The 24,272-nt window shown below is 70.5% G+C and carries 24 protein-coding genes and 1 tRNA gene; 13 read left to right on the top strand and 12 right to left on the bottom strand.

Annotation, left to right across the window (positions count from 1 at the left end):
- Positions 1 to 28: 28 nt before the first annotated feature.
- The 3 genes from rdgB to murI are packed head-to-tail and all read right to left on the bottom strand — an operon-like array spanning position 29 to position 2,244.
- Positions 29 to 625 carry an RdgB/HAM1 family non-canonical purine NTP pyrophosphatase gene (rdgB, locus tag QE377_RS14780; RefSeq protein ID WP_307324675.1) on the bottom strand — a complete coding sequence of 199 codons (597 nt, stop codon included), beginning with the start codon at positions 623 to 625 and terminating at the stop codon, positions 29 to 31.
- Positions 622 to 1,368 carry a ribonuclease PH gene (gene rph / locus QE377_RS14775; RefSeq protein ID WP_307324673.1) on the bottom strand — a complete coding sequence of 249 codons (747 nt, stop codon included), beginning with the start codon at positions 1,366 to 1,368 and terminating at the stop codon, positions 622 to 624. The genes rdgB and rph overlap by 4 nt, the downstream gene beginning before the upstream one ends.
- Positions 1,369 to 1,413: 45 nt before the next feature.
- A complete protein-coding gene (murI, locus tag QE377_RS14770; RefSeq protein ID WP_307326045.1) occupies positions 1,414 to 2,244 on the bottom strand; it encodes a glutamate racemase in 831 nt (276 codons plus the stop codon).
- Positions 2,245 to 2,285: 41 nt separating this feature from the next.
- Here murI and QE377_RS14765 point away from each other — a divergent pair, with 41 nt between their 5' ends.
- Positions 2,286 to 3,590 (top strand): nicotinate phosphoribosyltransferase, encoded by a 1,305-nt coding sequence (locus QE377_RS14765; protein ID WP_307324671.1) that lies wholly within the window; start codon positions 2,286 to 2,288, stop codon positions 3,588 to 3,590.
- Between the two features lie 10 nt (positions 3,591 to 3,600).
- On the opposite strand, the gene QE377_RS14760 is transcribed toward QE377_RS14765, so the two are convergent.
- Genes QE377_RS14760 through QE377_RS14750 form a run of 3 tightly spaced genes read right to left on the bottom strand, consistent with a single transcriptional unit; the run spans position 3,601 to position 7,155 of the window.
- Positions 3,601 to 3,867, bottom strand: coding sequence for a DUF3039 domain-containing protein (locus QE377_RS14760; RefSeq protein ID WP_137417359.1), 267 nt, complete (start codon positions 3,865 to 3,867; stop codon positions 3,601 to 3,603).
- Between the two features lie 40 nt (positions 3,868 to 3,907).
- Positions 3,908 to 5,479 (bottom strand): hypothetical protein, encoded by a 1,572-nt coding sequence (locus QE377_RS14755; RefSeq protein WP_307324669.1) that lies wholly within the window; start codon positions 5,477 to 5,479, stop codon positions 3,908 to 3,910.
- On the bottom strand, positions 5,455 to 7,155 hold the full coding sequence (locus QE377_RS14750; RefSeq protein WP_307324667.1) for an ABC transporter ATP-binding protein: 1,701 nt from the start codon (positions 7,153 to 7,155) through the stop codon (positions 5,455 to 5,457). Before QE377_RS14750 ends, QE377_RS14755 begins: the two co-directional genes overlap by 25 nt.
- 192 nt (positions 7,156 to 7,347) lie before the next feature.
- On the opposite strand from QE377_RS14750, the gene QE377_RS14745 reads away from it, so the two are divergent.
- Together QE377_RS14745 and QE377_RS14740 are read left to right on the top strand one after the other, a co-directional pair.
- Positions 7,348 to 8,040: an NTP transferase domain-containing protein gene (locus QE377_RS14745; RefSeq protein WP_307324665.1), complete on the top strand. Its 693-nt coding sequence runs from the start codon at positions 7,348 to 7,350 to the stop codon at positions 8,038 to 8,040.
- Positions 8,041 to 8,087: 47 nt separating this feature from the next.
- Positions 8,088 to 9,038 (top strand): hypothetical protein, encoded by a 951-nt coding sequence (locus QE377_RS14740; protein WP_307324664.1) that lies wholly within the window; start codon positions 8,088 to 8,090, stop codon positions 9,036 to 9,038.
- Positions 9,039 to 9,052: 14 nt separating this feature from the next.
- Here QE377_RS14740 and QE377_RS14735 read toward each other — a convergent pair whose 3' ends face one another.
- Positions 9,053 to 10,336 (bottom strand): CDP-glycerol glycerophosphotransferase family protein, encoded by a 1,284-nt coding sequence (locus tag QE377_RS14735; protein ID WP_307324662.1) that lies wholly within the window; start codon positions 10,334 to 10,336, stop codon positions 9,053 to 9,055.
- A gap of 40 nt (positions 10,337 to 10,376) precedes the next feature.
- Here QE377_RS14735 and QE377_RS14730 point away from each other — a divergent pair, with 40 nt between their 5' ends.
- The gene (locus tag QE377_RS14730; protein ID WP_307324659.1) at positions 10,377 to 11,471 is read left to right on the top strand and encodes a glycosyltransferase family 2 protein; all 1,095 of its coding nucleotides are present in this window, start codon (positions 10,377 to 10,379) and stop codon (positions 11,469 to 11,471) included.
- Position 11,472: 1 nt separating this feature from the next.
- Here the strand turns inward: QE377_RS14730 and QE377_RS14725 are convergent, their stop codons facing one another.
- Genes QE377_RS14725 through QE377_RS14715 form a run of 3 tightly spaced genes read right to left on the bottom strand, consistent with a single transcriptional unit; the run spans position 11,473 to position 15,728 of the window.
- Entirely contained in the window at positions 11,473 to 12,921 is a 1,449-nt protein-coding gene (locus QE377_RS14725; protein WP_307324656.1) for a CDP-glycerol glycerophosphotransferase family protein, read from the bottom strand.
- Complete coding sequence (locus QE377_RS14720) at positions 12,918 to 14,177, bottom strand: CDP-glycerol glycerophosphotransferase family protein (RefSeq protein WP_307324655.1); 1,260 nt, start codon at positions 14,175 to 14,177, stop codon at positions 12,918 to 12,920. The genes QE377_RS14725 and QE377_RS14720 overlap by 4 nt, the downstream gene beginning before the upstream one ends.
- A gap of 48 nt (positions 14,178 to 14,225) precedes the next feature.
- A complete protein-coding gene (locus QE377_RS14715) occupies positions 14,226 to 15,728 on the bottom strand; it encodes a S1C family serine protease (protein ID WP_307324652.1) in 1,503 nt (500 codons plus the stop codon).
- A gap of 98 nt (positions 15,729 to 15,826) precedes the next feature.
- On the opposite strand from QE377_RS14715, the gene QE377_RS14710 reads away from it, so the two are divergent.
- On the top strand, positions 15,827 to 17,026 hold the full coding sequence (locus QE377_RS14710) for a pyridoxal phosphate-dependent aminotransferase (protein ID WP_307324649.1): 1,200 nt from the start codon (positions 15,827 to 15,829) through the stop codon (positions 17,024 to 17,026).
- Between the two features lies 1 nt (position 17,027).
- On the opposite strand, the gene QE377_RS14705 is transcribed toward QE377_RS14710, so the two are convergent.
- Positions 17,028 to 17,831 carry a carbon-nitrogen hydrolase family protein gene (locus tag QE377_RS14705; protein WP_307324646.1) on the bottom strand — a complete coding sequence of 268 codons (804 nt, stop codon included), beginning with the start codon at positions 17,829 to 17,831 and terminating at the stop codon, positions 17,028 to 17,030.
- A gap of 86 nt (positions 17,832 to 17,917) precedes the next feature.
- Here QE377_RS14705 and QE377_RS14700 point away from each other — a divergent pair.
- A tRNA-Met gene (locus QE377_RS14700) sits at positions 17,918 to 17,991 on the top strand.
- A 79-nt stretch (positions 17,992 to 18,070) separates the two neighbouring features.
- On the opposite strand, the gene QE377_RS14695 is transcribed toward QE377_RS14700, so the two are convergent.
- Positions 18,071 to 18,553: a MarR family winged helix-turn-helix transcriptional regulator gene (locus QE377_RS14695; RefSeq protein ID WP_307324644.1), complete on the bottom strand. Its 483-nt coding sequence runs from the start codon at positions 18,551 to 18,553 to the stop codon at positions 18,071 to 18,073.
- A 76-nt stretch (positions 18,554 to 18,629) separates the two neighbouring features.
- Here QE377_RS14695 and idi point away from each other — a divergent pair, with 76 nt between their 5' ends.
- From idi to QE377_RS14660, 7 genes are read left to right on the top strand one after another with little or no spacing between them, the layout of a single operon-like run.
- On the top strand, positions 18,630 to 19,184 hold the full coding sequence (gene idi, locus QE377_RS14690; RefSeq protein ID WP_307324642.1) for an isopentenyl-diphosphate Delta-isomerase: 555 nt from the start codon (positions 18,630 to 18,632) through the stop codon (positions 19,182 to 19,184).
- Positions 19,181 to 20,239, top strand: coding sequence for a polyprenyl synthetase family protein (locus QE377_RS14685; protein ID WP_307324639.1), 1,059 nt, complete (start codon positions 19,181 to 19,183; stop codon positions 20,237 to 20,239). The genes idi and QE377_RS14685 overlap by 4 nt, the downstream gene beginning before the upstream one ends.
- Entirely contained in the window at positions 20,236 to 21,108 is an 873-nt protein-coding gene (locus QE377_RS14680; protein WP_307324637.1) for a squalene/phytoene synthase family protein, read from the top strand. Before QE377_RS14685 ends, QE377_RS14680 begins: the two co-directional genes overlap by 4 nt.
- Positions 21,105 to 22,658 carry a phytoene desaturase family protein gene (crtI, locus tag QE377_RS14675; RefSeq protein ID WP_307324634.1) on the top strand — a complete coding sequence of 518 codons (1,554 nt, stop codon included), beginning with the start codon at positions 21,105 to 21,107 and terminating at the stop codon, positions 22,656 to 22,658. Before QE377_RS14680 ends, crtI begins: the two co-directional genes overlap by 4 nt.
- On the top strand, positions 22,658 to 22,984 hold the full coding sequence (locus QE377_RS14670) for a lycopene cyclase domain-containing protein (protein WP_307324633.1): 327 nt from the start codon (positions 22,658 to 22,660) through the stop codon (positions 22,982 to 22,984). Before crtI ends, QE377_RS14670 begins: the two co-directional genes overlap by 1 nt.
- Positions 22,981 to 23,286: a lycopene cyclase domain-containing protein gene (locus tag QE377_RS14665; protein ID WP_307324631.1), complete on the top strand. Its 306-nt coding sequence runs from the start codon at positions 22,981 to 22,983 to the stop codon at positions 23,284 to 23,286. Before QE377_RS14670 ends, QE377_RS14665 begins: the two co-directional genes overlap by 4 nt.
- On the top strand, positions 23,283 to 24,167 hold the full coding sequence (locus QE377_RS14660) for a prenyltransferase (protein WP_307324628.1): 885 nt from the start codon (positions 23,283 to 23,285) through the stop codon (positions 24,165 to 24,167). The genes QE377_RS14665 and QE377_RS14660 overlap by 4 nt, the downstream gene beginning before the upstream one ends.
- The last annotated feature ends 105 nt before the right edge of the window (positions 24,168 to 24,272 follow it).

The following is a 24,272-nucleotide window of genomic DNA, read 5'->3' as shown; positions in this document are numbered from 1 at the left end:
GGAACGAGACTGATTCTCGCTCCCGCGCTCAGAGCTCGCTCAGCAGGGGTCCGAGCTCGGCGAAGGCACGTGCGCGGTGCGACGCGGCGTTCTTCTCGGCGGCCGAGAACTGACCGACCGTGCGCTCCGTGCCGGACTGGCCGTCGGGGATGAAGATCGGGTCGTAGCCGAATCCGCCGGCACCGTCCGCGGCGAGTGCGAGCCGGCCCGGCCAGACGCCCTCGACGACGTGCTCGGCGCCGCCGGGCATCACGAGGGCGATCGTGGAGACGAACTGCGCGGTGCGGTGCGGATCTGCGATGTCGGACAGCTGATCGAGCAGGAGCTCCAGGTTGGCTGCGGCATCCTTACGGTGTCCGGCCCAGTAGGCGGAGAACACCCCCGGCGCCCCGCCGAGCACGTCGACGCAGATGCCGGAGTCGTCGGCCAGCGCGGGAAGCCCGGTGTAGGCGGCCGCCGCGCGGGCCTTGATCAGCGCGTTGGCCGCGAAGGTCACGCCGTCCTCGATCGGCTCCGGCCCGTCGTAGCCGATGACGGTGAGATCGGGACGGGTCGCCTGCACGATGTGGCGGAACTCCTCGACCTTGTGCGGGTTGTGCGTGGCGAGCACCACCCGGTCGGTCATGCCTCGTCCCCCGTTGCGAGTGCCGCCGCCTGCGCCTGAGCGAGTTCGCCGCATCCCGCGACCGCCAGCTCCAGCAGAGCGTCGAGCTCCCGCTTGTCGAACGGCGCCCCCTCGGCGGTTCCCTGCACCTCGACGAAGAGCCCGCGGCCGGTCACGACGACGTTCATGTCGGTCTCGGCGCGCACGTCCTCGACGTACGCGAGGTCGAGCATCGGCTCACCGTCGATGATGCCGACCGAGACGGCCGAGACGGAGTCGAAGAGTACCTGCGCCTTCTGCCCGATGAACTTCTTGCGACGTCCCCATTCGATCGCGTCCGCGAGCGCGACGTAGGCGCCGGTGATCGCTGCCGTGCGCGTGCCGCCGTCGGCCTGCAGCACGTCGCAGTCGATGACGATCGTGTTCTCGCCCAGCGCCTTCGTGTCGACGACCGCGCGAAGCGCCCGGCCGATGAGGCGCGAGATCTCGTGCGTGCGACCGCCGATCTTGCCCTTGACGCTCTCACGGTCGTTGCGATCGTTCGTGGCGCGCGGCAGCATCGCGTACTCGGCGGTGATCCAGCCCTTGCCCTTGCCGGTGAGCCAGCGCGGCACGCCGTTCGTGAACGACGCCGTGCACAGCACCTTGGTGTTGCCGAACGAGATGAGCGCGGAACCTTCGGCCTGGCTCGACCAGCCGCGCTCGATCGTCACGGGACGCAGCTGCGAGACGGTGCGCCCATCGGCGCGGGTGATGTCGGTCATCGTTCTCCTCGGGTAGAGCGGATGCGGAAAGTCGGTGATGCGGCGTCAGGACGCGGTGGTACGGGGCAGATCGATCGTGCCGGTCTGCACGAGCTGCACCTGACGCACCTCGCGTCCCATGAGGCGGTGCGCGAGCTGGATGAAGTCGTCTGCCGACGAACCCGTCGCCTCGTACACATGCTGGGCCACGGCGTCGGGTCCTGCCAGCAGATCACGGGAGACGAGCTGACGGTAGACGTCCTTCGCCGTCTCGGTGTCGCTCGAGACGAGACTCACGCCCTCACCCATGACGTAGCTGATAGCGCCTTCGAGGAAGGGGTAGTGCGTGCAGCCGAGCACGAGGGTGTCGACGCCCGCGTGGCGCAGGGGCGCGAGGTAGTCCTCGGCCACCCGGAGCACCTCGGGCGAGCCGGTGACGCCGGCCTCGACGAAGTCGACGAACCGCGGGCAGGCCTGCGCGAACACGGTCACGTTCGGGTTCACCTCGAGCATGTCCTGGTAGGCCCCGGAACCGATCGTGCCGGTCGTGCCGATGACGCCGATGCGGCTGTTGCGGGTCGTCGCGAGGGCCGTGCGCACGGCGGGCCCGATGACCTCGACCACGGGCACGTCGTAGCGCTCGCGCGCATCGCGGAGCACCGCTGCCGACGCCGTGTTGCAGGCGATGACGAGCATCTTCACGCCCTGCTCGACCAGCGTGTCGAGGATCTCCAGCGAGTACCGACGCACATCCGCGATCGGCTTCGGACCGTAGGGCGAGCGCGCGGTGTCGCCGATGTAGAGCAGCGATTCACGGGGCAGCAGCTGCGAGATCGCACGGGCGACGGTCAGCCCGCCCACTCCGGAGTCGAAGATCCCGATCGGCGCGTCGTCCACCACGATCACCCAGCCTACCCGCGCTCGATAGAGTGACCGCCATGCCCGAGACGACCTCGCTGCTCACCGACCGCTACGAACTGACCATGATCGAGGCGGCGCTGCGCGACGGCACCGCCTCGAAGCGCACGGTCTTCGAGCTGTTCGCCCGGCGTCTGGCGGGAGGACGCCGTTTCGGAGTGGTCGCGGGAACCGGTCGTCTGCTGTCCCTGCTGCGTGAGTTCCGCTTCGGCGACGACGAGCTGCGCTACCTGCGCGACAACCGCGTGGTGGATGCGGACACGCTCGCGACCCTCGCGGATTTCCGCTTCACGGGGTCGATCACCGGCTACCGCGAGGGCGAGCTGTACTTCCCCGGCTCCCCCGTGCTGACCGTCGAGGGCAGCTTCCTCGAGGCGGTGATCCTCGAGACCCTGGCCCTGAGCGTGCTCAACCACGACTCCGCCGTCGCCACGGCGGCCGCGCGGATGTCGCTGGCCGCCGGCGACCGGCCTCTCGCCGAGATGGGCTCGCGGCGAGCCGGAGAGCGCTCGGCCGTCGCCGCCGCGCGAGCCGCCTACGTCGCGGGCTTCGGCGCCACGAGCAACCTGGAGGCGGGCCGCACCTGGGGCATCCCCACGATGGGCACCGCCGCCCACGCCTGGACACTGCTGCACGACCGCGAAGAGGATGCCTTCCGCGCACAGATCGCCGCCCAGGGACTCGGCACGACGCTGCTGGTCGACACCTACGACATCGAGCGGGGCGTCGAGACCGCGATACGCGTGGCGGGAACCGGGCTCGGCGGCGTGCGCATCGACTCGGGCGACCTGCCCGTGGTCGCGGCGCGCGTGCGGGCGCAGCTCGATGCGCTCGGCGCCACGGACACGCGCATCACCGTCACGAGCGACCTGGACGAGTACGCGCTGGCGGCGTTGGCCGCATCCCCCGTCGATGCCTACGGCGTCGGCACCTCCGTCGTGACGGGTTCCGGAACGCCCACGGCAGGCATGGTCTACAAGCTCGTCGCACGTCAGGATCTCGACGGGACATGGGTGAGCGTCGCCAAGGCCTCCGCCGAGAAGACCTCGACGGGCGGGCGGAAGACGGCCTTCCGGGGCCTGCGCGGCGGCGTCGCCGAGGCGGAGCTCATCCGCATCGACGCGGCCGACTCACCGACCGAGCCCACGGATGCCCGCGCGCTGCAGGTGCCGCTCGTCGAGCACGGCGAGATCGACGCCTCTCACGAAGGGCCCGAGGGCGTGCGCGCCGCACGTGCTCACCATTTGACGGTCCGCGGCGAACTCCCCCTCGCGGCGCACGGTCTCAGCCGGTCGGATCCGGCGATTCCCACCCGCTACCTGTGAGCGCGGCGCGTCACTGCTGCAGCGACTCGTAGATCTCCTTGCACGACGGGCAGACCGGGAACTTCTCCGGGTCGCGGCCCGGCGTCCACTTCTTGCCGCACAGTGCGCGCACGGGCTTGCCCGTGATGGCCGACTCGAGGATCTTCTCCTTCTTCACGTAGTGGGAGAAGCGCTCGTGATCGCCGGGCTCGATGGTCTCTTCGCGGATGAGCTCTTCGAGCTCGCGGTCGAGGGTGGCGAGGCCGCCCTGGTCGGGGCTGTCGGCAGGGGTGCTCATGGTCAGCAAGTGTAGCCGCGAGGTGTGTGCGCGGCTCGGGTCAGGAACTGGTGGCGGCGAACTCCATGAGCTCGCTCTCACGCCGCTCGAACACCCGCGCGCCGATGGCGAGCCCGACTCCGAGCACGACGACGCCCGTCACCGTTCCGCCCACGAGCGCGGCGAGCCCGAAGGACTGGTCGTCCGAGACGGCCTGCCACGCCCACCAGAGCGTCGGCACGCTCACAGCGAGCGCACCCAGCATCACGAGCGCCTGCGACAGGATGCCGGCAGATCCCGTGCGCTGAGGCTGCTGGAACGGGCTGTCGCCCGGGCGCGACACCGCATACGGCGCCGCCGCCGAGGCGATGGAGGAGAGTCCCAGTCCGGCGAGGAACAGGCTGATGGTCACGCCCGCGAGAGCCGGCAGGTGCGCCCACCGTCCGTGGATGGCGACGGCGACCGGCACGGCGACGGCGAACGTCGGAACCGCGATGAGGACGATGGGAACGAGGCGACCGACCCGATCGGAGATGCCGCGCACGCCGGAGGCGACGTGCATCCACACCGCGGTGGAGTCGTAGGCGACGTCGTTGTGGGGCAACCAGCCGAAGAAGAGCGCGATGATCGGCACGGGCACCAGCGCCACGTACTCAGCGGGTACGCCCGCGACCAGGAGCGGAATCGTCGTCAGCAACGCCGCGACCGGGACCACGAGCACGTTCACGCCGTAGCGGCGATCGCGCAACCAATAGGTGAGACTGCGGGCGGCGATGGCGCCTCCCGCAGTGCCGGGCAGCACCGAGAACCATCCCATGCCGCCGCGCTCACGTGCGGCGAGGGGGCGCTCGATCGTGGTGAGCGCGCGGCGCACGATCGCGTACCACGCCCACCCGAGAAGAGCGATCGTGACCACCGCGACGATCGCTGCGAGCCAGAGCCCGCCGACATCGCCGATCGCGGCGAGACCCGGCAGCGCCCACGCCGCGCCGATCGGCGTGAACGCGAGCACGTGCGCCGCCGCGTCGAGCTGGCTCGGAACCGCGTCGCCCCAGTCGAGCGAGGCGAAGAACACCCCGACAGGCACGAAGACGACCAGCAACGCGAGGATGAACAAGCCGGTCAGCTCGCGCGACCGACGCGGCAGCGTCCACATCGAGGCGAGGCCCGCGGCGACCCGGGTGAGCAGCACCGCTGTCACCAGACCCAGCAGGGGTCCGATCGCAGCGAGCGCCCCGGCGTCCTGCGAGAGCCACATGACAGCCGTCGCCGCCGCCACCGCTGCCAGCGCCAGGACGGGAACGCTGATGACACTCGCAAGCAGGATCGCGCCGGCCAGCGGCTTGGGGTCCAGGCCGAACGTCTGGAAGCGGCGCGGGTCGAGCTGGTCGGGACTCCCGGAGATGGGGGGCGCGAGCGCGTATCCCACCGCGACCGCGCTGCCTCCGAGCACCGTCACCACGAAAGCCGATTGCGCGGTGACCGCCTGCAGCGCGATCTGGGCGATGCAGGCGGCCACGACGCCGCCCACGACCAGCGCGCTCGCGATGATGGCGCGCCAGCGCTCCGCAGCGTCGCCGCGGAGCGCTCCGATCAGGAGAGCGGCCCTCAGTCGGAGAACGTGTGAAGCCATTCGAGGCCCTCCACCTCGTTCGAGCCGCCGACGAGCTCGAGGAACCGCGCTTCGAGCGTCTGCTCGCCGCGGACCTCCGCCACCGTTCCGTCCACCAGTACCTGACCGGAGACGATCACCGCGACGCGATCACACACGCGCTCGACCAGGTCCATTCCGTGGCTGGAGAGCAGAACGGTCCCGCCCTGCGACACATATGTGCCGAGGATGTCGAGGATCACCGAACTCGAGACGGGGTCGACGGCCTCGAAGGGCTCGTCGAGCACCAGCAGCCGGGGCGAGTGGATGAGGGCAGCGGCCAGCATGACCTTCTTCGTCATGCCCGCCGAGTAGTCCGATACGGACCGTCCCAGCGCGGCGGTCAAGTCGAAGGCTCGACCCAGGTCGGAGGCACGGCGCTCCACCGTGTTCGCATCGAGACCGCGCAGCAGCCCCGCGTAGGAGAGAAGCTGGCGACCGGTCAGGCGATCGAAGGTGCGCAGCCGGTCCGGCAGCACGCCGATCAGCTTCTTCGCCTCTCGTGACCGCGTGCGTGCATCGACGCCCGCCACGCGGATGGTGCCCGCATCCGGCTTCAGCAGCCCGGCGATCATCGACAGCGTGGTCGTCTTGCCCGCGCCGTTGGGTCCGACGAGGCCGTAGAAGGTACCGGCGGGGACGGCGAGGTCGATCCCCGCGACCGCGACGGTCGCGCCGTAGGACTTCGCCAGTCCGCTCACCTCGAGCGCGAGAGGAGGTTCGTCCGCCCTGGCGACGTCGGCGAACAACCGCTCGGCCGCCTCATCCTCCGCACGCTCGGTCACCACGACGACCTCCGCCTCCGCAGGCGTCGGCGCGTCGTCGGGCGTCGGGTCCCCCGCGTCGTCGACGGGAGGAGCCTCTTCGGGCACCTCCTCGACGACCTCGACGACCGTGACCTCTTCGACCGTCTCCACCGGCTCGAGCGACGTCACGTCCGCGGGCTCCGGCGTGGCCTCCTCGATCGCCGCGTCTGTCGCCGCGACGACGGGCACCTCGTCGAGAACCTCCGGCGACGCGGGCTCGACCGGCGCCTGGTCCGGGACGATCACCTCGTCGATCGCCGTGGGCTGATCGGCGTCCGATGGCGCGGGGCGCGGCGGCAGGGGCGGTTTGGGCGGAATGACGAAGTCCACCGGAACCGGCGCGTCGACAGGGGCCACGGGCGGAGTCTTGGCGGCCGTCGTGCGGGACGTCTTCGCTCCCGCCTGCGCCGACTTCGTGCGCGGCGACGCAGTCCGCGGCTTGGCCGCGGTCTCGCCGGTACGGGCCGTCGTCGTCCGTGCGGCGGGCTTCCTGGGCGCCGCCGGCTTCTTCGGGGCGGCCGCTGCCTTCTTCGCTGGGGCCGGCGCCGCTGCATCCTCCGCGGTCGCACCCGCCGGGCGCTTGGCGGCCGTCGGTCGCTTCGTCGCGGGCTTCTTCGGGGCGGCGGGCGCCGCGGGTTCCTTCTCGTCGGGCGCGACCGCCGCCGAGGCCGACGACGCGGCCGGCTTCTTCGCAGCGGGCTTACGAGCCGCTGCCGGCCGGGCCGTGGTCGAGCGCGGGGTGCGCGGCGTCGAGGGTCGCGCGGATGCCGGCTTCTTCGGGGCGGCGGAGACCTCCTCGGCGGAGCCGTCGTCGGGCGTGGGCGCGTCGGAACCGGAAGGAGTGGAGGTCACTTCTCCAACGTATCAATCGCCCCCGACGATCCCATCGGTGGGATGCGGCCCTGTCACCGATTGTCACGAATCCACAACGGCAGCGGGCTCATCTGCGGGCTTTCAGGCGTCCCAGATACCATGGACACGGCACAAAGGAGTGTTTCGTCGGTGAACCGACCGTGAACTTCGACTCCAGGAGCGATGAATCTTATGAGACTTCAGACTGTGATCCTTGCCGCAGGCATGGGCTCGCGCCTCGGCCGCAGCCTACCCAAGCCGCTGACCCAGCTGAACGACGGGCGCAGCATCATGCGCCAGCAGCACGACAACATCCGCGCGGCTTTCGGCACCGACGCCAAGCTCACGACGGTCGTCGGCTACCGCGCGGAGACCATCGTCGAAGCCTTCCCCGAGGCCGACTACATCTACAACGAGCGCTACGACCAGACCAACACCTCGAAGAGCCTGCTGCGCGCACTCTCCGCGACCGGTAAGGCCGGCGTGCTCTGGATGAACGGAGACGTCGTCTTCGATCCCCGGGTGCTGGGCCGTGCCGTCGCGCTCATCGAGCGCGAGCAGTCCTTCGTCACCGTCAACACCGCCAAGGTGAGCGACGAAGAGGTCAAGTACACCGTGACGAGCGAGGGCTTCATCGAGGAGCTGTCCAAGACCGTTCGCGGCGGGATCGGCGAGGCCGTGGGGATCAACTACATCTCGCGGGCCGACAAGCGTTCGTTCATGCACCACCTGGCGCGCGTCGACGATCAGGACTACTTCGAGCGCGGTCTCGAGCTCGCCATCCAGCACGACGGCCTCCTGCTCGAGCCGATGGACATCTCCGACCTGTACGCGGTCGAGGTCGACTTCGCCGAAGACCTCGAACGCGCCAACCAGTTCGTCTGATCCGCAATCCCCCGGCACCGTTCAGCCGGGCCGCTTAGCATCCCAGCATGCCGGAGAAGGTCCACCGCATCCACAGTCTGCCGGACGAGTCGCCGTGGCAGGGAGGGATCCCGCCCGTCGGGTCGACTGAGCACCCGTTCACGGTGCGCGCCCTCGATCGCGTGCTCGCGGTCCAACGCCCCGTCGTTCTGGCCCACCTGCGCAGCATCCGGGTACGCCACCCGCGTGCCACGACGCTCGAGATCGTGCGGATGCTGGAGCGGCGCTACCTCGCGGCGGTGACCACCGGCGGAGCAGCTGTCGGCGCGACGGCCGTGGTCCCCGGCATCGGAACCGGCGTCACGCTGGCGCTGAGTGGCGTGGAGACGCTCGGCTTCCTGGAGACGACGACATTGTTCGCGCAATCGGTCGCCGAGGTGCACGGGCTCCCGGTCGAGAACCCCGACCGGGCCCGCGCGCTCGTTCTCACACTGCTGCTCGGCCAGGAGGGAATCGACCTCGTCACCCAGCTCGCCCGGCAGGCGGGTGGCAAGGGCCCGACGCGCAGCACCTACTGGGGAGAGCTGATCACCACGACGCTGCCCCGCGCGGCGCTCGGTCCGCTCGTCGACCGGCTGAAGACCTCATTCCTGCACCGCTTCGCCGCACGCGGCGGCGCCTCTTTCGTCGGCAAGGCGCTGCCCTTCGGCGTGGGCGCGGCGGTGGGCGGCGCCGGCAACCATCTGCTCGGGCGACGCGTGATCACCACGTCTCGACGGGCGTTCGGGATGCCGCCCATCGATCTGCCCGCGGAGCTCGAGCCGCGCCCGGGCGCCGCGCCGATCGAGCGACTCGCGGGGCGGGGGCTCGCACGGGCCGGTGGGCTCGTCGCCCAGGCCGCGGGATCCGCCACGCGCCGCACGCGCAACGCGACGAAGGCGCTCGGCTCCGTTCGCCGCAAGCAGCGGCCTTCCGACTCGTCCGTCGATCCGTCGACCGAGGAGCTCCCGGACCGCTGAGCGGGAGATCCGTCTCAGGAAGCTTCTTCGCGGCCGGCGTTGGAGTCGAGTTCCGCCTGCGCCGCGGCATCGTTCGCGTCGCCGCCCGCTCGCGCGTGCCACTGGTCCCACTCATCCATCAGGCGCTCGATCGCCGCGTGGAAGCGTGCCGTCGGAGCACCCGGCGAGGTGTCGCCGAAGTAGTGGTCGACCCAGTGCGCCAGGCGCGCGACGGCATCGGGATCGCCGACCAGGCGATCGACCTCGTCCAGGATGCGGGGGGCATCGGCAGCATCCAGCCACTCGCACGCGGAGAGGTAGCCGCTCGTGTCGACGGCGGCGCGCTCATCGACGGGCCGCGTGATGAGCAGCGGCTTGTCGGCGGCGAGGCGGTCGTAGACCATCGCGGAGATGTCGACCACCGCGACGTCGGAGGCGGCCAGCTGCCAGCCGAGTTCCGGCCCGTCGTCGTAGACGTGCAGAGCAGCGGGGTCGGCGGCGTTCGCCGCAGCGATCGCCGCGACGATGCGCCGATGCGCGGCGAGGTACTCATGATCGAGCACGCCGCTGCGCGGGTGCGGCCGGTAGATGAGGCGGTGGCGACCAGAGCCGAGTACGGCTGAGACCAGCGCCTCTCCGTGACTGACGATGGATCCGTAGAACGCCGAGGGGCGATCGCCCTCCCATGTCGGTGCGTAGAGCACGACCGTGCGATCGTCCGGGTTGTACGGCAGCGCCCCGGAGTAGTGGTCCGCCTGCGGTCGACCGATCGCGATCGTGCGGGCATCGAGGTCGTAGTTCCAGAGCACGCGTCCCAGACGCTCGCGAGCGGCGTCCCCCGCGATCAGGGCGTAGTCGTACGCCTTGAACTGGTTCGTCGTCATGTACATCTTGTCGGACTCGCCGTGGTTGATGAACACGTGCCAGCGATGCCCGTATCGGAACATCTGGAAGTTCCGCGTGTTCTGGTTCACGTACAGCACGACGCGCAGCCCCTGCGCGGCCACGACATTCTCGAGGTCGTGCACGCTCGGCACGAAGGCGACGGGCAACTCGCTCTCTGCCATGATCGCCGCGGCCGAGGTCGCGTTGCGACTGAGCACCAGGACCGGCCAGGTTTCGGCGAGCTTCTGGAGCGGCTTGTACCACTGACGCATCTGGTACAGGTTGACGGCACCGTCGGCGAAGTAGACGCCGATGCGGAAGTGACCGACGGGCAACGGGGGGCGCATCGCCCGCACCTCGCGGACGGCGGAACGGTTGTCGAGGACCTTCCGGAGAAGTCCCCGTGCCTTGCGGATGTCTGATGCCAGGCCCATCCTTCCAGCCTAACCAGCGCACGCATGGGATGATCGTCGGATGCACGTCGACGCGGGGGGCCATCGTGACGCCCCGGTTCCCCGCGCCGACGCAGGGGTGTCTTTCGTCATGCCGGTGCTCAACGAGGCGCGGTACCTGGAGCGCGCCGTGCAGAGCGTGCTCGCCCAGCAGACCCCGGGCCCCATGGAGCTCGTGCTCGCGCTGGGCCCCTCCTCCGACGGCACCGACGAGATCGCCGAGCGTCTCGCCGCCGAAGACGACCGCATCCTGCTCGTCCGCAATCCCGACGCCGACATCCCGACAGGCCTGAATCTGGCGATCGCCCGCAGCACGCTGGCGACCATCGTGCGCGTCGACGCCCACTCGGAGCTCGCTCCGGGCTACACGATGCGGGCTCTCGAAACGCTCGCGCGTGTGCGTGCCGCGAACGTGGGCGGGGTGATGCAGGCCGACGGCCGCACGCCGTTCCAGCGCGCTGTCGCCCGCGCGTACAACTCCCCGTTCGGCCTGGGCGGCGGGGCGTATCACGGCGGTCGACGCGAGAGCGCCGCCGAGTCCGCCTACCTCGGTGTCATGCGCCGCGTCGTCGTCGACGAGGTCGGCGGGTTCGACGAGTCGCTGCGCCGCGGCGAGGACTGGGAGCTGAACCTCCGTATCCGCCGGGCGGGCTACCGCGTCTGGTTCGATCCGGCGCTGCGTGTGACGTACTGGCCGCGCGAGAGCTGGCAGCGACTCGTGCGGCAGTTCCGCGCCACCGGCGCGTGGCGCGGCGAGTTGGTGCGCCGCTACGGCCGTCGCAACTCCCTGCGCTTCTTCGCCCCGCCCGTCCTCGTGGTGTGCGTCGCCCTCGCCGTCGTGACCGGTGTGCTGCAACTCACCGGTGTCCTCGCGGGTGCGGCAGCACTCATCGCCAACGCGGTGTACGTACCCGTGGCCGCGTACGCGGTTCTCGTCGTCGGCGTCGCCCTGGGTCCCGGCGGCGGGAGCGGATGGCGCGACAAGCTCTGGACGGCGGGAGTCCTGCCCTCGATGCACCTCGCCTGGGGTGCCGGGTTCATCCAGGGACTCGTGCGCGGCGCGCGCGACACCGTCGACACCTCGCGGCTCGGGTCGCGCAACACGCCGCTGCCGTGAGTCAGCCGCCGATCAGCCCCTGATCGAGGATGCGGGCGACGACGCGCTCCGCCGCGTGACCGTCCTCGCGCGCGTTGAAGGCGCGCCGCCATGCGGCGTAGCGGTCGGCGTAAGCGGCCGAGTCGTGCGCCAGAGCCCGGGTCAGCTCCTCCTGGGTGCGAACGAGCGGCCCGGGCGCGCGCTCTGTGAGATCGAAGTAGAACCCGCGCAGGCGTCCGCGGTAGTCCTCGAGGTCGGGCACGAAGAAGTACACCGGCTTGCCCGTGACGGTGAAGTCGAACATCACCGATGAATAGTCGGTCACGAGCGCATCGGCGGCCAAGAGCAGCTGGGCGGTGTCCGGGAAACCGGTCACATCGACGACGCGCGCACCCTCGGCATCCCTGCCCGGCAGCAGTGTGCGCGAGTGACCGCGCACCAGCACGACAGCGCCGGTGTCTGCCGCGAGCCTCTCCGCATCCAGGAAGTCCACGATCTGCTCACGATCGTCGCGCCAGGTCGGCGCGTAGAGGATGACGCGTTCGTCCTCGCGGATGCCCAGACGCGCGCGCACGGGCGCCGCATCCCCCGTGTGCAGCACGTCGTTGCGCGGGTATCCCTCGACCCAGACCGGACGACGACCGAACGCGTAGGCCCGCCTGAGGATCGATGCCGCGTACGGGTTCTGCGCCAGCAGGACGTTCCAGCGCAGCGATTCGCGCACGACGGCGATGGCTCGTCGAGGATCGAAGCCCGGGCGATGAAGGGCCAGCCTCTTGAGAGGCGTGCCGTGCCAGGTCTGGACCACGTGCTGTCCGGGCCGGCGCACGTAGCGCCGACGCATCCAGTCGTTGACCACGAGCAGGCGTGAGACCGCGCGAGCCCGCCACCAGTCCGGACTCCCCTCGACGACGGGGATGGCCCCCTCGGGGACGTCGACGGAGAGGTCGACGACGCTCCAGTAGCGCACGAGGCCGGGCAGCCGCTCACTGAGCACCCGGTCGATCGCGAGCGGATTGCAGCTGGCATTGCGCCCGTAGAAGCTCTCGAAAAAGACCGACTCCTCCAGCGACTCGCGCCCCGTCGCGTAGCGCCGCTCGAGGGCCCCTTGCGCCTCGCCGACGTCGTAGGCCGGGTCGACGGGCGGCCCGATCTCGAGCTCCCACCCGGTCAGAGCTGCGCGAAGCGGCCCGAGCTGCGCGAGCGCGAGCGGCTCGGGAGCCTCGGGGTGCTCCACGGAATCGGCGGGCTCGACGTGCACCCGGTAGCGCCCGCTCGGCAGCGGGAGAACGGGTCCGCCCCACCGGGAGGCGGAGAGCGGCAGCGTGGCGGTCCAAGTCTTGCCCCTCCCGGTCAGCGTCGCCACCACCCGCGCACGGGCGCCGACCAGCTCGACGCGTTCGGGGCGCGCACCCGCTCCCCGCAGGACCAGCGCCGGAGCGCTCCCGGTGGTCAGCTCCGCCGTTGTCATGCCGTCTCCTCCCGACGGTCGTCGCCGCCGATGGCGGCCGCGATGGCCAGATAGACCCGCTCCGCGTTGCGGCCGTCGCGGTACGCGTGCACGACCGCATCCAGGCGTCTGGCTTGTTCCAGCCGCCTCTGGCGCACATCGTCGTCCGAGAGCACGGCCGCGATCTGCGCGAGAGCCCCCACCCAGTCCACCGCGACGTCCGTGCCCGCGACGTCCGCGTAGGTGCCGTAGAAGCCGCGACGCCGGGCGTAGGCGTCGACATCCGGCGCGAAGTAGACGACCGGCAGCGGCACGAGCGAGGAGTCGTACGCCAGCGAGGAGTAGTCGGTGACGAGCAGATCCAGGCCCGGGAGCACCGGGGTGACATCGCTCAGGCGATCGCTGCCGAGCAGGTGCACACGCTGGGCGCCCTCGGGTGGCGCATACTCTCCGGCGCCCAACGGATGCGGGCGCACGATCAGCCGTGCGTCGTGTGTATCGAGCAGGGCGGTGATCCGATGCCAGTCGGCTTCCGTGGGGATCGCCGGGTCGTCGTCGCCATCGCGCCAGGTCGGTGCGTACAGCACGAGCCGGTCGTCGCCGAGCGGGCCCAGCACCTCTTCGAGCCGGCGGCGGGCGCTCTCCCGTCGTTCGGTCGCACTCCCCCGCGACAGCACATCCACGCGCGGCTCGCCGACGACCGGCACGCGCGAGTCGTCGAGCGAGAACGCCGACTCGAGGCGACCGCGTACGAGGTGGGATGCGGCCGGCAGGAGGCGGATCCGACGGGTGGCGCTGCGGTACATGAACGCGAGCAGACGCCGCACGAGACGGGAGGACGGCAGGAAGGAGCTTCGCACGGTCTCCGGCGAGTCGATGCCGATGCGCTTGAGCGGGATGCCGTGCCACAGCTGCACGAGATACGACCCCGCGACGGCATAACGATTGACGTCGCCGAAGCCGTGCGTCACGACGACCACCTCGGCGCGTGCGGTGAGCCAGAGGCCCCGCAATGAGTCGGCTCGGGCGTACGGGATTCCACGCGATGCCGCATCGCGCGCCTGTGCATCGGTGCGGATCAGCCAGACGGCACGATGACCGCGCGCGGCCGTCTCGTTCCACAGCGCGAGGGCGCCGTCCGCGATCCCCGCCGCGGAGCCGAAGACCCACGTCCCGCGTGCCCGCGGCACGAGCGACGTGAGAGCCCGCCCGGCCGCGTAGAGCGGGATGGCGAGGAGCTTCTTCGCATTGCCGTCGCCGAACGAGAAGGACGCCACCTCGCGAGCCTATCGCGAGGTGGCGTCCGAACCGTCGGAGCGGTGTCGTTACTGCAGCGTGCCCAGCGTCAGCTTCGCCGTCTCGGTCTTGCCGTCGCGGACGTAGCTCAGCGTCGCGTCGGAGCCGCCCGCGGCCGCACGCACCTGAGCGGTGAGGTCGATCGCGTTGGTGACGGGAACACCGTTGAACTCCGTGACGATGTCGCCGGAGCGCAGCCCCGCCCCGGCGGCCGCGCCACCCGAGGACACGTCCTGGATGTAGGCGCCCTGGATGGTGGCGTTCTTCTGCGAGGCAGCGTCGGCGACGGTCGCACCCAGCAGCCCGTGCGTGGCGCTGCCGTCCTTGATGATCTCGTTCGCCACGCGCTGGGCGATATTGGCGGGGATGGAGAAGCCGACACCGATGTTGCCGGACTGACCGCCCGACGAGCTGCCGCCGGAGGACGCGATGGCCACGTTGATGCCGATCAGCTTGCCGTCGGAGTCGACCAGCGCACCGCCCGAGTTGCCGGGGTTGATCGCCGCATCCGTCTGGATGACCGCGATCTTGATCGTGGCGTTCGCGGACTGCTGCTGTTGCTGCTGGCCCTGCCCGAAGTCGAACTGGAACGGGCTCTCCTGCTGTCCCTGACCGCCGTCCTCCTTGGTGGAGGAGTCGTCGGGCGCGGCCGAGGAGGCGATCTCGATGGAGCGGTTCAGAGCGCTGACGATGCCCGTGGTGACCGTGTTGTCCAGGCCCAGGGGAGCGCCGAGCGCGATCGCCTGGTCGCCGACATTGAGCTTGCTCGAGTCGGCGAAGTCGATCGGGGTCAGCCCGGACGCGTCCGTCAGCTTGATGACCGCGAGGTCGTACGTCGGGTCGGTGCCGACGAGCGTGGCCTTGTAGACCTTGCCGTCGGACGTCGTGACCGACAGCGTGGGGTCGGCGGTGGCACCGTCGAGAGTGACGACGTGCGTGTTGGTGAGCACGTATCCGTCCGCGGAGAGGACGACACCGCTGCCGGTGCCGCCGCCGTTGCTCGCGGTGGCCGAGATGGTGACGACACTGGGCAGGACCTTGGCGGCCACAGCGGTGACGTTGTTGACCTTCTGGGTGTCGTTCACGGTCACGACGGTGGGGCTGCTGGCCGCCGTCGTCTGGGTCTGGCCCCACAGGCTGATGCCGGCGTAGGTTCCGCCCACGCCCGCGGCGCCGCCGACGAGGGCTGCGGCGACGAGCAGGCCGACCGTGCGGCCGGCGGTCGACTTCTTGCGCACCGGGGCCGACGGCGCCGGACCGCTCAGCGGCAGGGTCGGCGCGGTCTGGGCGCCGGGGCCGAACGCCTGACCCGTTGCGGCGGCGCCGGCGGCGGGGGCGGGGTAACCCGCGGGCGCCTTCGGGTACGAGGCGGGGTAGGGCGGACGGGGCGGCATCGCCGGGGCGGCCGGTCCGGCTGCCGCCGGGGTCGGCGGCACGTCGGACGAGGGGGCCGGCTGCGGCGATGCGGCGGGCGCGACGGGTTCGGACACAGAGTCTTCGGATTCGGGGCGGGAGCCCTGGTTGTCACTCATGGTTGCTCCTTCTGACTGGCGATCTTCACTGTGACCGCCGTCTCTGTGGTTTTCCTATGCCAGCCGTGGGACAGCCCTATGGGACTAACGTGTGCTGAATGCGAAACCAGAACGCGCCCTGGCAACGGGTGGCCGCGGGCGCCGGACTCCTCGGCTCGGAAGGCACCCCCGCCCCTACGATCTTCGCAGAGATGAGCGCGCTGGCGGCCGAGACCGGCGCCATCAACCTGGGCCAGGGCTTCCCCGACGAGGACGGCCCCGCCGAGCTGCTCGACATCGCACGTGAGGCGATCGCGACGGGGGTCAACCAGTATCCGCCCGGTCGCGGCACGGCCGATCTTCGCCGTGCGATCGCCGAGCACCAGGCGCGGTTCTACGGACTGCAGGTCGACCCCGATCGCGAGGTGCTCGTCACCGCGGGGGCGACGGAAGCTCTCGCGGCGACGCTCCTCGCACTCGTGGGCCCCGGCGACGAGGTCGTCGTCTTCGAACCCCACTACGACGCCTACGCGGCGGATGTGGCGCTGGTCGGCGCCACGCTCGTGACCGTGCCCCTGCGCTGGCCCGACTTCCAGCCGGACCTGGACCGACTCGCCGCCGCGGTCACGGACCGCACCCGCGTCATCCTCCTGAACGATCCGCACAATCCCACCGGCGTCGTGTTCACCGACGACGTGCGTGCCGAGATTGTGCGGCTCGCCCACCGCCATGACGTGATCATCGTGACCGACGAGGTGTACGAGCACCTGGTCTTCGACGGCCGCAGCCACGTCCCCATCGCGACGTTGCCGGGCGCTGCCGAGCGCACGATCTCGATCTCCTCCGCGGGCAAGACGTTCTCGGTGACGGGGTGGAAGATCGGATGGGCGACGGGACCCGCATCCCTCATCGACGCCGTACTCACGGTCAAACAGTTCCTCACGTACGTCAACGGTGCGCCGTTCCAGCCGGCTGTCGCTGCGGGGCTCCGCCTGGACGACGCCTTCTTCGCGGGCGTCGGCGCCGCGCTGCAGCGCAAGCGCGACACACTGCGCGACGGGCTCAGCGCTGCCGGATTCGCGCCGTTCCGCGCCGGGGGTTCTTACTTCACCGTGGCGGATGCGGCGCCGCTCGGCGTGAGCGACGCCCATGAGTTCTGCCGCCGGCTGCCGCGTGCGGCCGGTGTCGTCGCGATCCCGCTGACGGCGTTCGCCGCCGAGGAGCGGCGGCACGAGTACGCGAGCCTCGTGCGGTTCGCGGCCTGCAAGCGGCCCGAGGTCATCGCCGAAGCCGTGCACCGTCTGGCGGCGCTGGCCTGACTCAGCGAGGGACCACGCGGTAGCGCCGAAGTTGCAACGCCGGATTGACGGCGCGGACGCGGGCCAGCTCGTCGAGGTCGATCGGCGCGATCGCGACTCCGTCCCCTGCGGCGAGCCCGGCGAGCACGACGCCCTGCGGGTCGAGGATGACGGAGTGGCCCACGCCGACGGGCGCGGGGTGGTCCGCCGCCGCGACGAACGCCGTGTTCTCGATCGCCCGCGCCGCCAGCAGGGTCTGCCACTGCTGTTCCTTCAGCGGACCGCGCACCCACTCGGCCGGCACGAGGACGACGTGCGCGCCGGCGTCGACGATGCGGCGCGCGGCCTCGGGGAAACGCAGGTCGTAGCAGGTCATGATGCCGAAGACGACGCCGTCCACGGTGAAGGTCTGCGGCTCGTCGAGCTCCCCTGGAGCGACCCAATCCGACTCCTGCTGCCCGAACGCGTCGTAGAGGTGCTGCTTGCGGTAGCTCGCGACGACACCCGAGGCGTCGACCGCGACGACGGTGTTGTGGACGCGGTCCGCATCCGCCGCCTCGACCAGACCCGCCACGAGAGTGAGGTCCTCCCGCTGGGCGATGTCGCGCAGGCCCCGCACGAACGGCCCGTCGAGGCCGGGCTCGGCGTTCTGCCGCAGCGAGGCGTCGAACGGGTCGACGAAGAAGCTGCTGTATTCCGGGAGCACGAGCACTCGGGCTCCGCGAGCGGCGGCCTGCGCGGCGAGGAGACGGATCCGAATCAGGTTGGCGGCGCGGTCGGCGATCGGCGCGAACTGCGCGACGGCGAGGGAGAGAACGGCGGGCACTCCCCCATCCTCCCGGCCCGGAGGGACCTCGGCAACCGCCTCGATTCGCGCACTGCCCGAACGCGTGCTAGTGTTATCTCTTGTGCCGCGGGGTGGAGCAGTTCGGTAGCTCGCTGGGCTCATAACCCAGAGGTCGCAGGTTCAAATCCTGTCCCCGCAACAAAAAGAAGGCCCGGATCCTCGGATCCGGGCCTTCTGCTTTGCCCGAAAAGCCCAGGTCGAACCGACTTCTGGTCTCCTCACGCGTCGGGGTCGATACCGACCGACATCCGTTCGAGGAAGTCCGCGATCACCGCGAGCTCCGTCGGCGAGTAGTCGAACGCGACATCCCGCATCGCGTCGATGCTGCCGCGGAAGTGGCGCGTGAAGTCGGTGCGCGACTTGTCCGTCAACGAGATCAGCCTCGCCCGACGATCGACCGGATGCGGCTTGCGCACGACGTGGCCCGAGTCGGCCAGACGGTCCACCAGCTTCGTCGTGGAGGCGGTGGAGATCCGCAGGTGCCGTGCGATGTCGTGCGGACTGACGTCCTGTCCCCGCTGCTCGCGGATGATGAGCATGCGCAGGGCGGCGAGATCCGTGGCGTTCATGTCCATGTCGCCCTTCATGCCGCTGTACATGCGATCCATGGCGTCGCTGAAGGCGCGCACGGCTGACAGGACGCGCCATACTGCACGATCCTTATCACGCGACGTATCGTCAGAGTCAGCGGGACTCGCCATGTGGACACCTCCTCAGGCCGTATGTATGCTCGATCGAACTCAGTTCGCTAGTAAAGCTAGCAAAATGGAAGGGCGCATGGACGAGATCGAACAGGTCATCCTCGTGGATGACGAGGGCAATCAGATCGGGACTGCGCCCAAGAGCAGTGTCCACGGTACAGACACTGCGCTGCATCTCGCCTTCTCCTGCCACGTTCTGGATGACGAAGGCCGCGTGCTCGTCACTCGCCGAGCTCTGCACAAGCGGACCTGGCCCGGTGTGTGGACCAACTCGTTCTGCGGACATCCTCGACCGGCCGAGCCCGTCCTGAACGCCGTGAAGCGACACGCCGACTCCGAACTCGGACTGCGCCTGAACGACATCGAACTCGCCCTTCCCCTCTTCCGATACCGCGCGACCGATGCGAGCGGGATCGTCGAGAACGAGATCTGCCCGGTCTACATCGCACGCGCCGAGAATCTGCCGCAGCCCAATCCTCTCGAAGTGCTCGAGACGCAATGGGTGCACCCTGCCGACCTCGTCACGGCTCTGGATTCCGCCGAGTGGGCGTTCAGTCCTTGGCTCGTGCTGCAGGCCCGTCAGCTCGATCTGTTCGTCGCCCAGCGGCGGATACAGGCGGGGGCCCGATGATCTCCTGGTTGAGCGCGGACAACCGCGCCGGGATCGACGCCGCCGTCGATGCGGCTCTGGCCCGCATCCGTCGTCGCGCGACCGACGGCGCAGAAGCGTACGCCGCGCTCACCGCGGCGGTGACGCGCGCGGCCACCGGCGGCAAGCGGTTCCGGCCGGCGAACGTGGTGGGCGCGTATCTCGCGTTCGACGGCCCGGACGAGGCGCTGACGCCCGTGTACGAGGTCGCCGCCGCCTTCGAACTGCTGCACGCGGCCTTCGTCGTTCACGACGACGTGATCGACCACGACGTACAGCGCCGCGGCGTCCTGAACATCTCCGGCGAGTTCCGCACGCGAGCCGCCGCCGCCGGCGCGTCCGCCTCGGGCGCCGACGATCTCGGCGACGCGGCCGCGATCCTCGGCGGCGACCTGCTGCTGTACGAAGCCACTCGCATCCTCGCGCTGGTCGATGTCCCCGCGGCGACGAGGACAGCACTCGTGGAGCTCTTCGACGATGCCGTCTCGGTGTCGGCCGCCGGCGAGCTCGCCGACGTCGAGAACGCGCTCGGACTGCACGCGGCGGAGGCCGCCGCCGTGCTCACCACGGCGCACGACAAGACCGCCGTCTACTCCTTCGATGCGCCGCTGCGTGCCGGTGCGCTCCTGGCCGGTGCGAGCGAGCCCGAGCTCGAGGCGCTCCGCCGGGCCGGCGGCGCTCTGGGGCTCGCCTTCCAGCTCGTCGACGATCTGATCGGCGCCTTCGGCACGGCCGACCAGGCCGGTCGGGATGTGGGCAGCGACCTTCGCGAGGCCAAGCGCACTCCCCTCGTCGTCCTGGCGCAGCAGGGAGCAGCCCGCGACGCGGTCGCGGAGGCCCTCGCGGTCGCGCACACGGGCCCGGTCGCCGTGCTCGCCGCACAGCGCGCGCTGGACGCGACCGGCGCCCGCGAGCGCCTCGCGGTCCTCATCGACGAGACGCTCCGCTCCGCTCGAGCCGACGCCGCCACACTCTCACCGGCGGCTCTCGGGCTCGTCGACGAGCTCGCGACCCGCATCGCGGAGAGGATGCCGTGAGCGCACGGGACCAGCCGAGCGGACTCTCCCTCTACGACCGGACGGCGGTGGCCGCGGCCGCATCAGTGATCCGCGCGTACTCCACCTCGTTCGCCCTGGCGACGGGTCTGCTCAGCCCGCGCACCCGCCCCCACATCCGCAACGTCTACGCGCTCGTCCGCGTCGCGGACGAGATCGTGGACGGACCGGCCGGCGAAGCGGGTCTGGTCCCCGATCAGCAAGAGGAGATCCTCGACGCGTTCGAACGGGAGACCCGCGCGGCCGTCGAGCGGGGCTTCAGCGCGAACCTCGTCGTGCACGCGTTCGCCCTGACGGCCCGGGAGTGCGGAATCGGCGAGGACCTGACGGCCCCGTTCTTCGCCTCGATGCGCACGGATCTCGGCGTGCGCGAGCACGACGACGTCTCGCACGACACCTACGTCTACGGATCGGCGGAGGTGGTGGGACTCATGTGCCTCGCCGTCTTCGAGAATGCGGGGCGCCGTTCCCCCTCCGCTCCCCCGGCAGATCTCATCGCCGGGGCGCGAGCTCTCGGGCGAGCCTTCCAGGACGTCAACTTCCTTCGCGACCTGGAGCACGACGCGGGCGCTCTCGGGCGTGACTACCTCGCCGTCGACGGCGTCGAGCGCACGAGGGACGACGTGCTCGACCGGATCGACGCCGACCTCGCCATGGCGGCCGCCACCATCCCCCTCCTCCCCCCGGACTGCCGCAGGGCCGTCACCGCAGCCCACGACCTCTTCGCCGCACTCTCCGTGCGCCTCCGAGGGGCGAGCACCGAGGGGCGGGTGCGCGTGCCCACGTCGCAGAAGGCCGTTCTCGCCGCACGCGCCTGGCTGGGCGCCGGACCACTGAAGGAACGCTCATGAGTCGTACCGTCGTCATCGGAGGCGGCATCGCAGGGCTCGCCACGGCCGCGCTGCTCGCGACCGACGGGCACGACGTCACCCTGCTCGAGGGGCGTGCCGAGGTGGGCGGCCGGGCGGGATCGTGGGAGCGCGACGGCTTCCGCTTCGACACCGGCCCCAGCTGGTATCTCATGCCGGAGGTGTTCGACCACTTCTTCCGGCTACTCGGCACGACGACCGCGGAGCAACTCGATCTCGTCGACCTGGTCCCCGCCTACCGCGTCTACGCCGAATCGCACCTGGACGAGGCGCCCGTCGACGTCGTGTCGGGTCGCGAGGAGGCGACCGCGCTGTTCGAGTCGATCGAACCGGGAGCCGGCGCGCGCCTGGACGCATACCTGGACTCGGCCGGCGAGGCGTACGACCTCGCGGTCGACCGCTTCCTCTACGACACGTACGAGTCGCTCGGCAACCTCACCGACCCCGCGATCCTGCGCCGGCTGGGCCACCTGACGCGACTGCTCACGCAACCACTGCAGTCCAGGATCGACAGACGTTTCACCGACACCCGGCTCCGCCAGATCCTCGGCTACGCAGGAGTCTTCCTGGGCGGCTCGCCGTATCAGCTGCCGAGCCTGTACCACCTCATGAGCCACCTCGATCTCGACGATCGGGTGCGCTACCCGCAGGGCGGCTTCACCGCGCTGATCGACGCCATCGCGCGCCTCGCCACGGAACGCGGTGTCGTGATCGAAACCGGCGCGAGCGTCGAGCGCATCCTCGTCGCCGACGGCGTCGCGCGCGGAGTCGTGACCGCCGACGGGCGCCGCTTCGACGCCGACGTCGTGGTTTCCAGCGCCGACCTGCACCACACCGAGACCCGCCTCGTCCCGGAGCGCTACCGCACCTACCCGGAGTCCTGGTGGCAGTCGAAGACACCCAGCTACGGCGCGCTGCTCGTGCTGCTCGGCGTGAAGGGCGAGCTTCCCGAGCTCACGCACCACACGCTCCTGTTCACCGAGGACTGGCGCACGAACTTCGCCGCGATCTTCGGCGATGCGACCCGCATCCCGGATCCGGCGTCGCTGTATGTCTGCCGACCCAGCGCGACCGACCTCTCCGTCGCGCCGGAGGGCCACGAGAACCTGTTCGTCCTGGTGCCGATCCCGGCCGACCCGGGCCTCGGCCACGGCGGTGTCGACGGGGCCGGTGACGCCGTGATCGAACGCGCGGCGGATGCGGCCATCGATCAGATCGCCGCCTGGTGCGGCGTGCCCGACCTGCGCGATCGCATCGTCGTGCGCCGCACGATCGCCCCCGGCGACTTCGAGACCGACCTGCACGCCTGGCGCGGCAATGCCCTCGGTCTCGCGCATCCGCTCAGGCAGAGTGCGCTGTTCCGCCCTCGCAACGCGTCTGCGAAGGTGGACGGGCTGTACTACGCGGGCGCCTCCGTGCTACCGGGGATCGGGCTTCCGATGTGTCTCATCTCCGCCGAGCTCGTCGTGAAGCGGATGCGCGGCGACCGCACCGCGGGCCCCCTCGCCGAGCCGGCGGCCGAGGCGGTGTGATGCCGGGTCTCTACCTGCTGGCGCTGCTCATCAGCATCGCCGGGGTGGGCGCACTCGACGCTCGGTTCCGGCTGGCGCTGTGGGCGCGTCCGGGGCGCACAGCGGCCGCCGTCGGCATCGGCACCGCCTTCTTGCTGCTCTGGGACGCCGTCGGCATCGTGACGGGTGTCTTCGTCAAGGGTGGCAGCCCGCTGCTGGTGGGCATCGACCTTGCGCCGCACCTCCCCCTCGAGGAGCCGGTGTTCCTCGCGTTCCTGTGCTACCTCGCGCTCGTCGTGCACGCCGCATCCCTGCGGGTCGCCCAGCGCCGACGGGACGCGGCATGACCTACCCGCTGATCGTTCTGCCCTTCGTCCTGGTGACCGCCGTCGTGACCGCGATCAGTGCCCGCCGGCCCGGCTTCGCCCGAAGGATGCGGGCCAGCGTCGTCGCCGCCGTCGTGCTGTTCACGCTGACCGCCGTCTTCGATAACGTGATGATCGCCCTCGATCTGTTCACCTACCCCGCGGAGCATCTGAGCGGCATCCGGATCGGACTGGCGCCGATCGAGGACTTCTCTTATCCGCTGTGCGCAGCGTTCGGCGTTCCCGCCGTGCTCTCGCTGCTCCCGACCCGGAAGACCGCATGACCGACCTTCGCCCCGCCGGCGTGCTTCGCACGCTGTTCGTCTCGTCGCGCCCCGTGAGCTGGATCAACACGGCGTTCCCGTTCGCGGCGGCCGTGGTGATGACCACGCGCACGGTCGATCTGACGCTGGTCGTCGGCACGCTGTTCTTCCTCGTCCCGTACAACCTCGCGATGTACGGCGTGAACGACGTCTTCGACTACGAGTCGGACCTGCGCAATCCGCGCAAGGGCGGCGCGCACGGAGCCGTCCTCGATCGCCGGATGCACCGGATCACGCTGTGGGCGGCAGCTCTCTCCTGCCTGCCGTTCGTCGTCTACCTCGTCGTCGTCGGCTCGCCCGCATCCTGGGTCGTGCTCGCGATCAGCCTGTTCTTCGTGGTGTTCTACTCGGCGCCGCCGCTGCGCCTCAAGGAGGTGCCGTTCGCCGATTCGATGACGAGCAGCATCCACTTCTTCTCTCCCGCGGTCTACGGCCTCGTGCTCGCCGGCGCGACCTTCACGCCGGGCCTCATCGCCGTCCTCGTCGCCTTCGCGCTGTGGGGCGTCGCCTCCCACGCGTTCGGCGCCGTGCAGGACGTCACTGCCGACCGCGAGGCCGGCATCTCCTCGATCGCGACCGTGCGCGGCGCACGGTGGACGGTGTGGTTCGCGCTCGGGTGCTATCTCGCAGCGGGTCTCGTGATGCTCGCGTCGGCCTGGCCGGGACCGCTCGGCGCCCTGCTCGTCATCCCGTACCTGCTCACCCTCTGGCCCTACCGCTCGATCACCGATGAGACGTGCGAGCGCGCCACGGTCGGGTGGGGTCGGTTCCTGTGGCTCAACCAGCTGGGCGGCTTCGGCACGACCCTGCTGCTCATCTGGTACGCCATGCTCACCGCCTGACGCGCGCCCCCGCATCCTCCTCTCCGCACCGCGAGACTGCATCTCGAGCACGAGATCACGGGTAAGTACCGTGATCTCGTCGCGAAGATGCAGTCTCGCGGGGTG

Origin of the sequence: Microbacterium sp. SORGH_AS_0862 (assembly GCF_030818795.1) — a bacterium.
GTDB lineage: Bacteria > Actinomycetota > Actinomycetes > Actinomycetales > Microbacteriaceae > Microbacterium.
The sequence above is the reverse complement of the archived record's forward strand: the minus strand, read 5'-3'. Positions and strand labels throughout refer to the sequence as shown.

What these genes read in the sequence shown, in the direction of transcription:
- rdgB (WP_307324675.1), bottom strand. Translation starts at nt 625, where the DNA reads ATGACCGACCGGGTGGTGCTCGCCACGCACAACCCGCACAAGGTCGAG.
- rph (WP_307324673.1), bottom strand. Translation starts at nt 1,368, where the DNA reads ATGACCGACATCACCCGCGCCGATGGGCGCACCGTCTCGCAGCTGCGT.
- QE377_RS14765 (WP_307324671.1), top strand. Translation starts at nt 2,286, where the DNA reads ATGCCCGAGACGACCTCGCTGCTCACCGACCGCTACGAACTGACCATG.
- QE377_RS14760 (WP_137417359.1), bottom strand. Translation starts at nt 3,867, where the DNA reads ATGAGCACCCCTGCCGACAGCCCCGACCAGGGCGGCCTCGCCACCCTC.
- QE377_RS14755 (WP_307324669.1), bottom strand. Translation starts at nt 5,479, where the DNA reads ATGGCTTCACACGTTCTCCGACTGAGGGCCGCTCTCCTGATCGGAGCG.
- QE377_RS14745 (WP_307324665.1), top strand. Translation starts at nt 7,348, where the DNA reads ATGAGACTTCAGACTGTGATCCTTGCCGCAGGCATGGGCTCGCGCCTC.
- QE377_RS14740 (WP_307324664.1), top strand. Translation starts at nt 8,088, where the DNA reads ATGCCGGAGAAGGTCCACCGCATCCACAGTCTGCCGGACGAGTCGCCG.
- QE377_RS14735 (WP_307324662.1), bottom strand. Translation starts at nt 10,336, where the DNA reads ATGGGCCTGGCATCAGACATCCGCAAGGCACGGGGACTTCTCCGGAAG.
- QE377_RS14730 (WP_307324659.1), top strand. Translation starts at nt 10,377, where the DNA reads ATGCACGTCGACGCGGGGGGCCATCGTGACGCCCCGGTTCCCCGCGCC.
- QE377_RS14725 (WP_307324656.1), bottom strand. Translation starts at nt 12,921, where the DNA reads ATGACAACGGCGGAGCTGACCACCGGGAGCGCTCCGGCGCTGGTCCTG.
- QE377_RS14715 (WP_307324652.1), bottom strand. Translation starts at nt 15,728, where the DNA reads ATGAGTGACAACCAGGGCTCCCGCCCCGAATCCGAAGACTCTGTGTCC.
- QE377_RS14710 (WP_307324649.1), top strand. Translation starts at nt 15,827, where the DNA reads ATGCGAAACCAGAACGCGCCCTGGCAACGGGTGGCCGCGGGCGCCGGA.
- QE377_RS14695 (WP_307324644.1), bottom strand. Translation starts at nt 18,553, where the DNA reads ATGGCGAGTCCCGCTGACTCTGACGATACGTCGCGTGATAAGGATCGT.
- idi (WP_307324642.1), top strand. Translation starts at nt 18,630, where the DNA reads ATGGACGAGATCGAACAGGTCATCCTCGTGGATGACGAGGGCAATCAG.
- QE377_RS14685 (WP_307324639.1), top strand. Translation starts at nt 19,181, where the DNA reads ATGATCTCCTGGTTGAGCGCGGACAACCGCGCCGGGATCGACGCCGCC.
- crtI (WP_307324634.1), top strand. Translation starts at nt 21,105, where the DNA reads ATGAGTCGTACCGTCGTCATCGGAGGCGGCATCGCAGGGCTCGCCACG.
- QE377_RS14670 (WP_307324633.1), top strand. Translation starts at nt 22,658, where the DNA reads ATGCCGGGTCTCTACCTGCTGGCGCTGCTCATCAGCATCGCCGGGGTG.
- QE377_RS14665 (WP_307324631.1), top strand. Translation starts at nt 22,981, where the DNA reads ATGACCTACCCGCTGATCGTTCTGCCCTTCGTCCTGGTGACCGCCGTC.
- QE377_RS14660 (WP_307324628.1), top strand. Translation starts at nt 23,283, where the DNA reads ATGACCGACCTTCGCCCCGCCGGCGTGCTTCGCACGCTGTTCGTCTCG.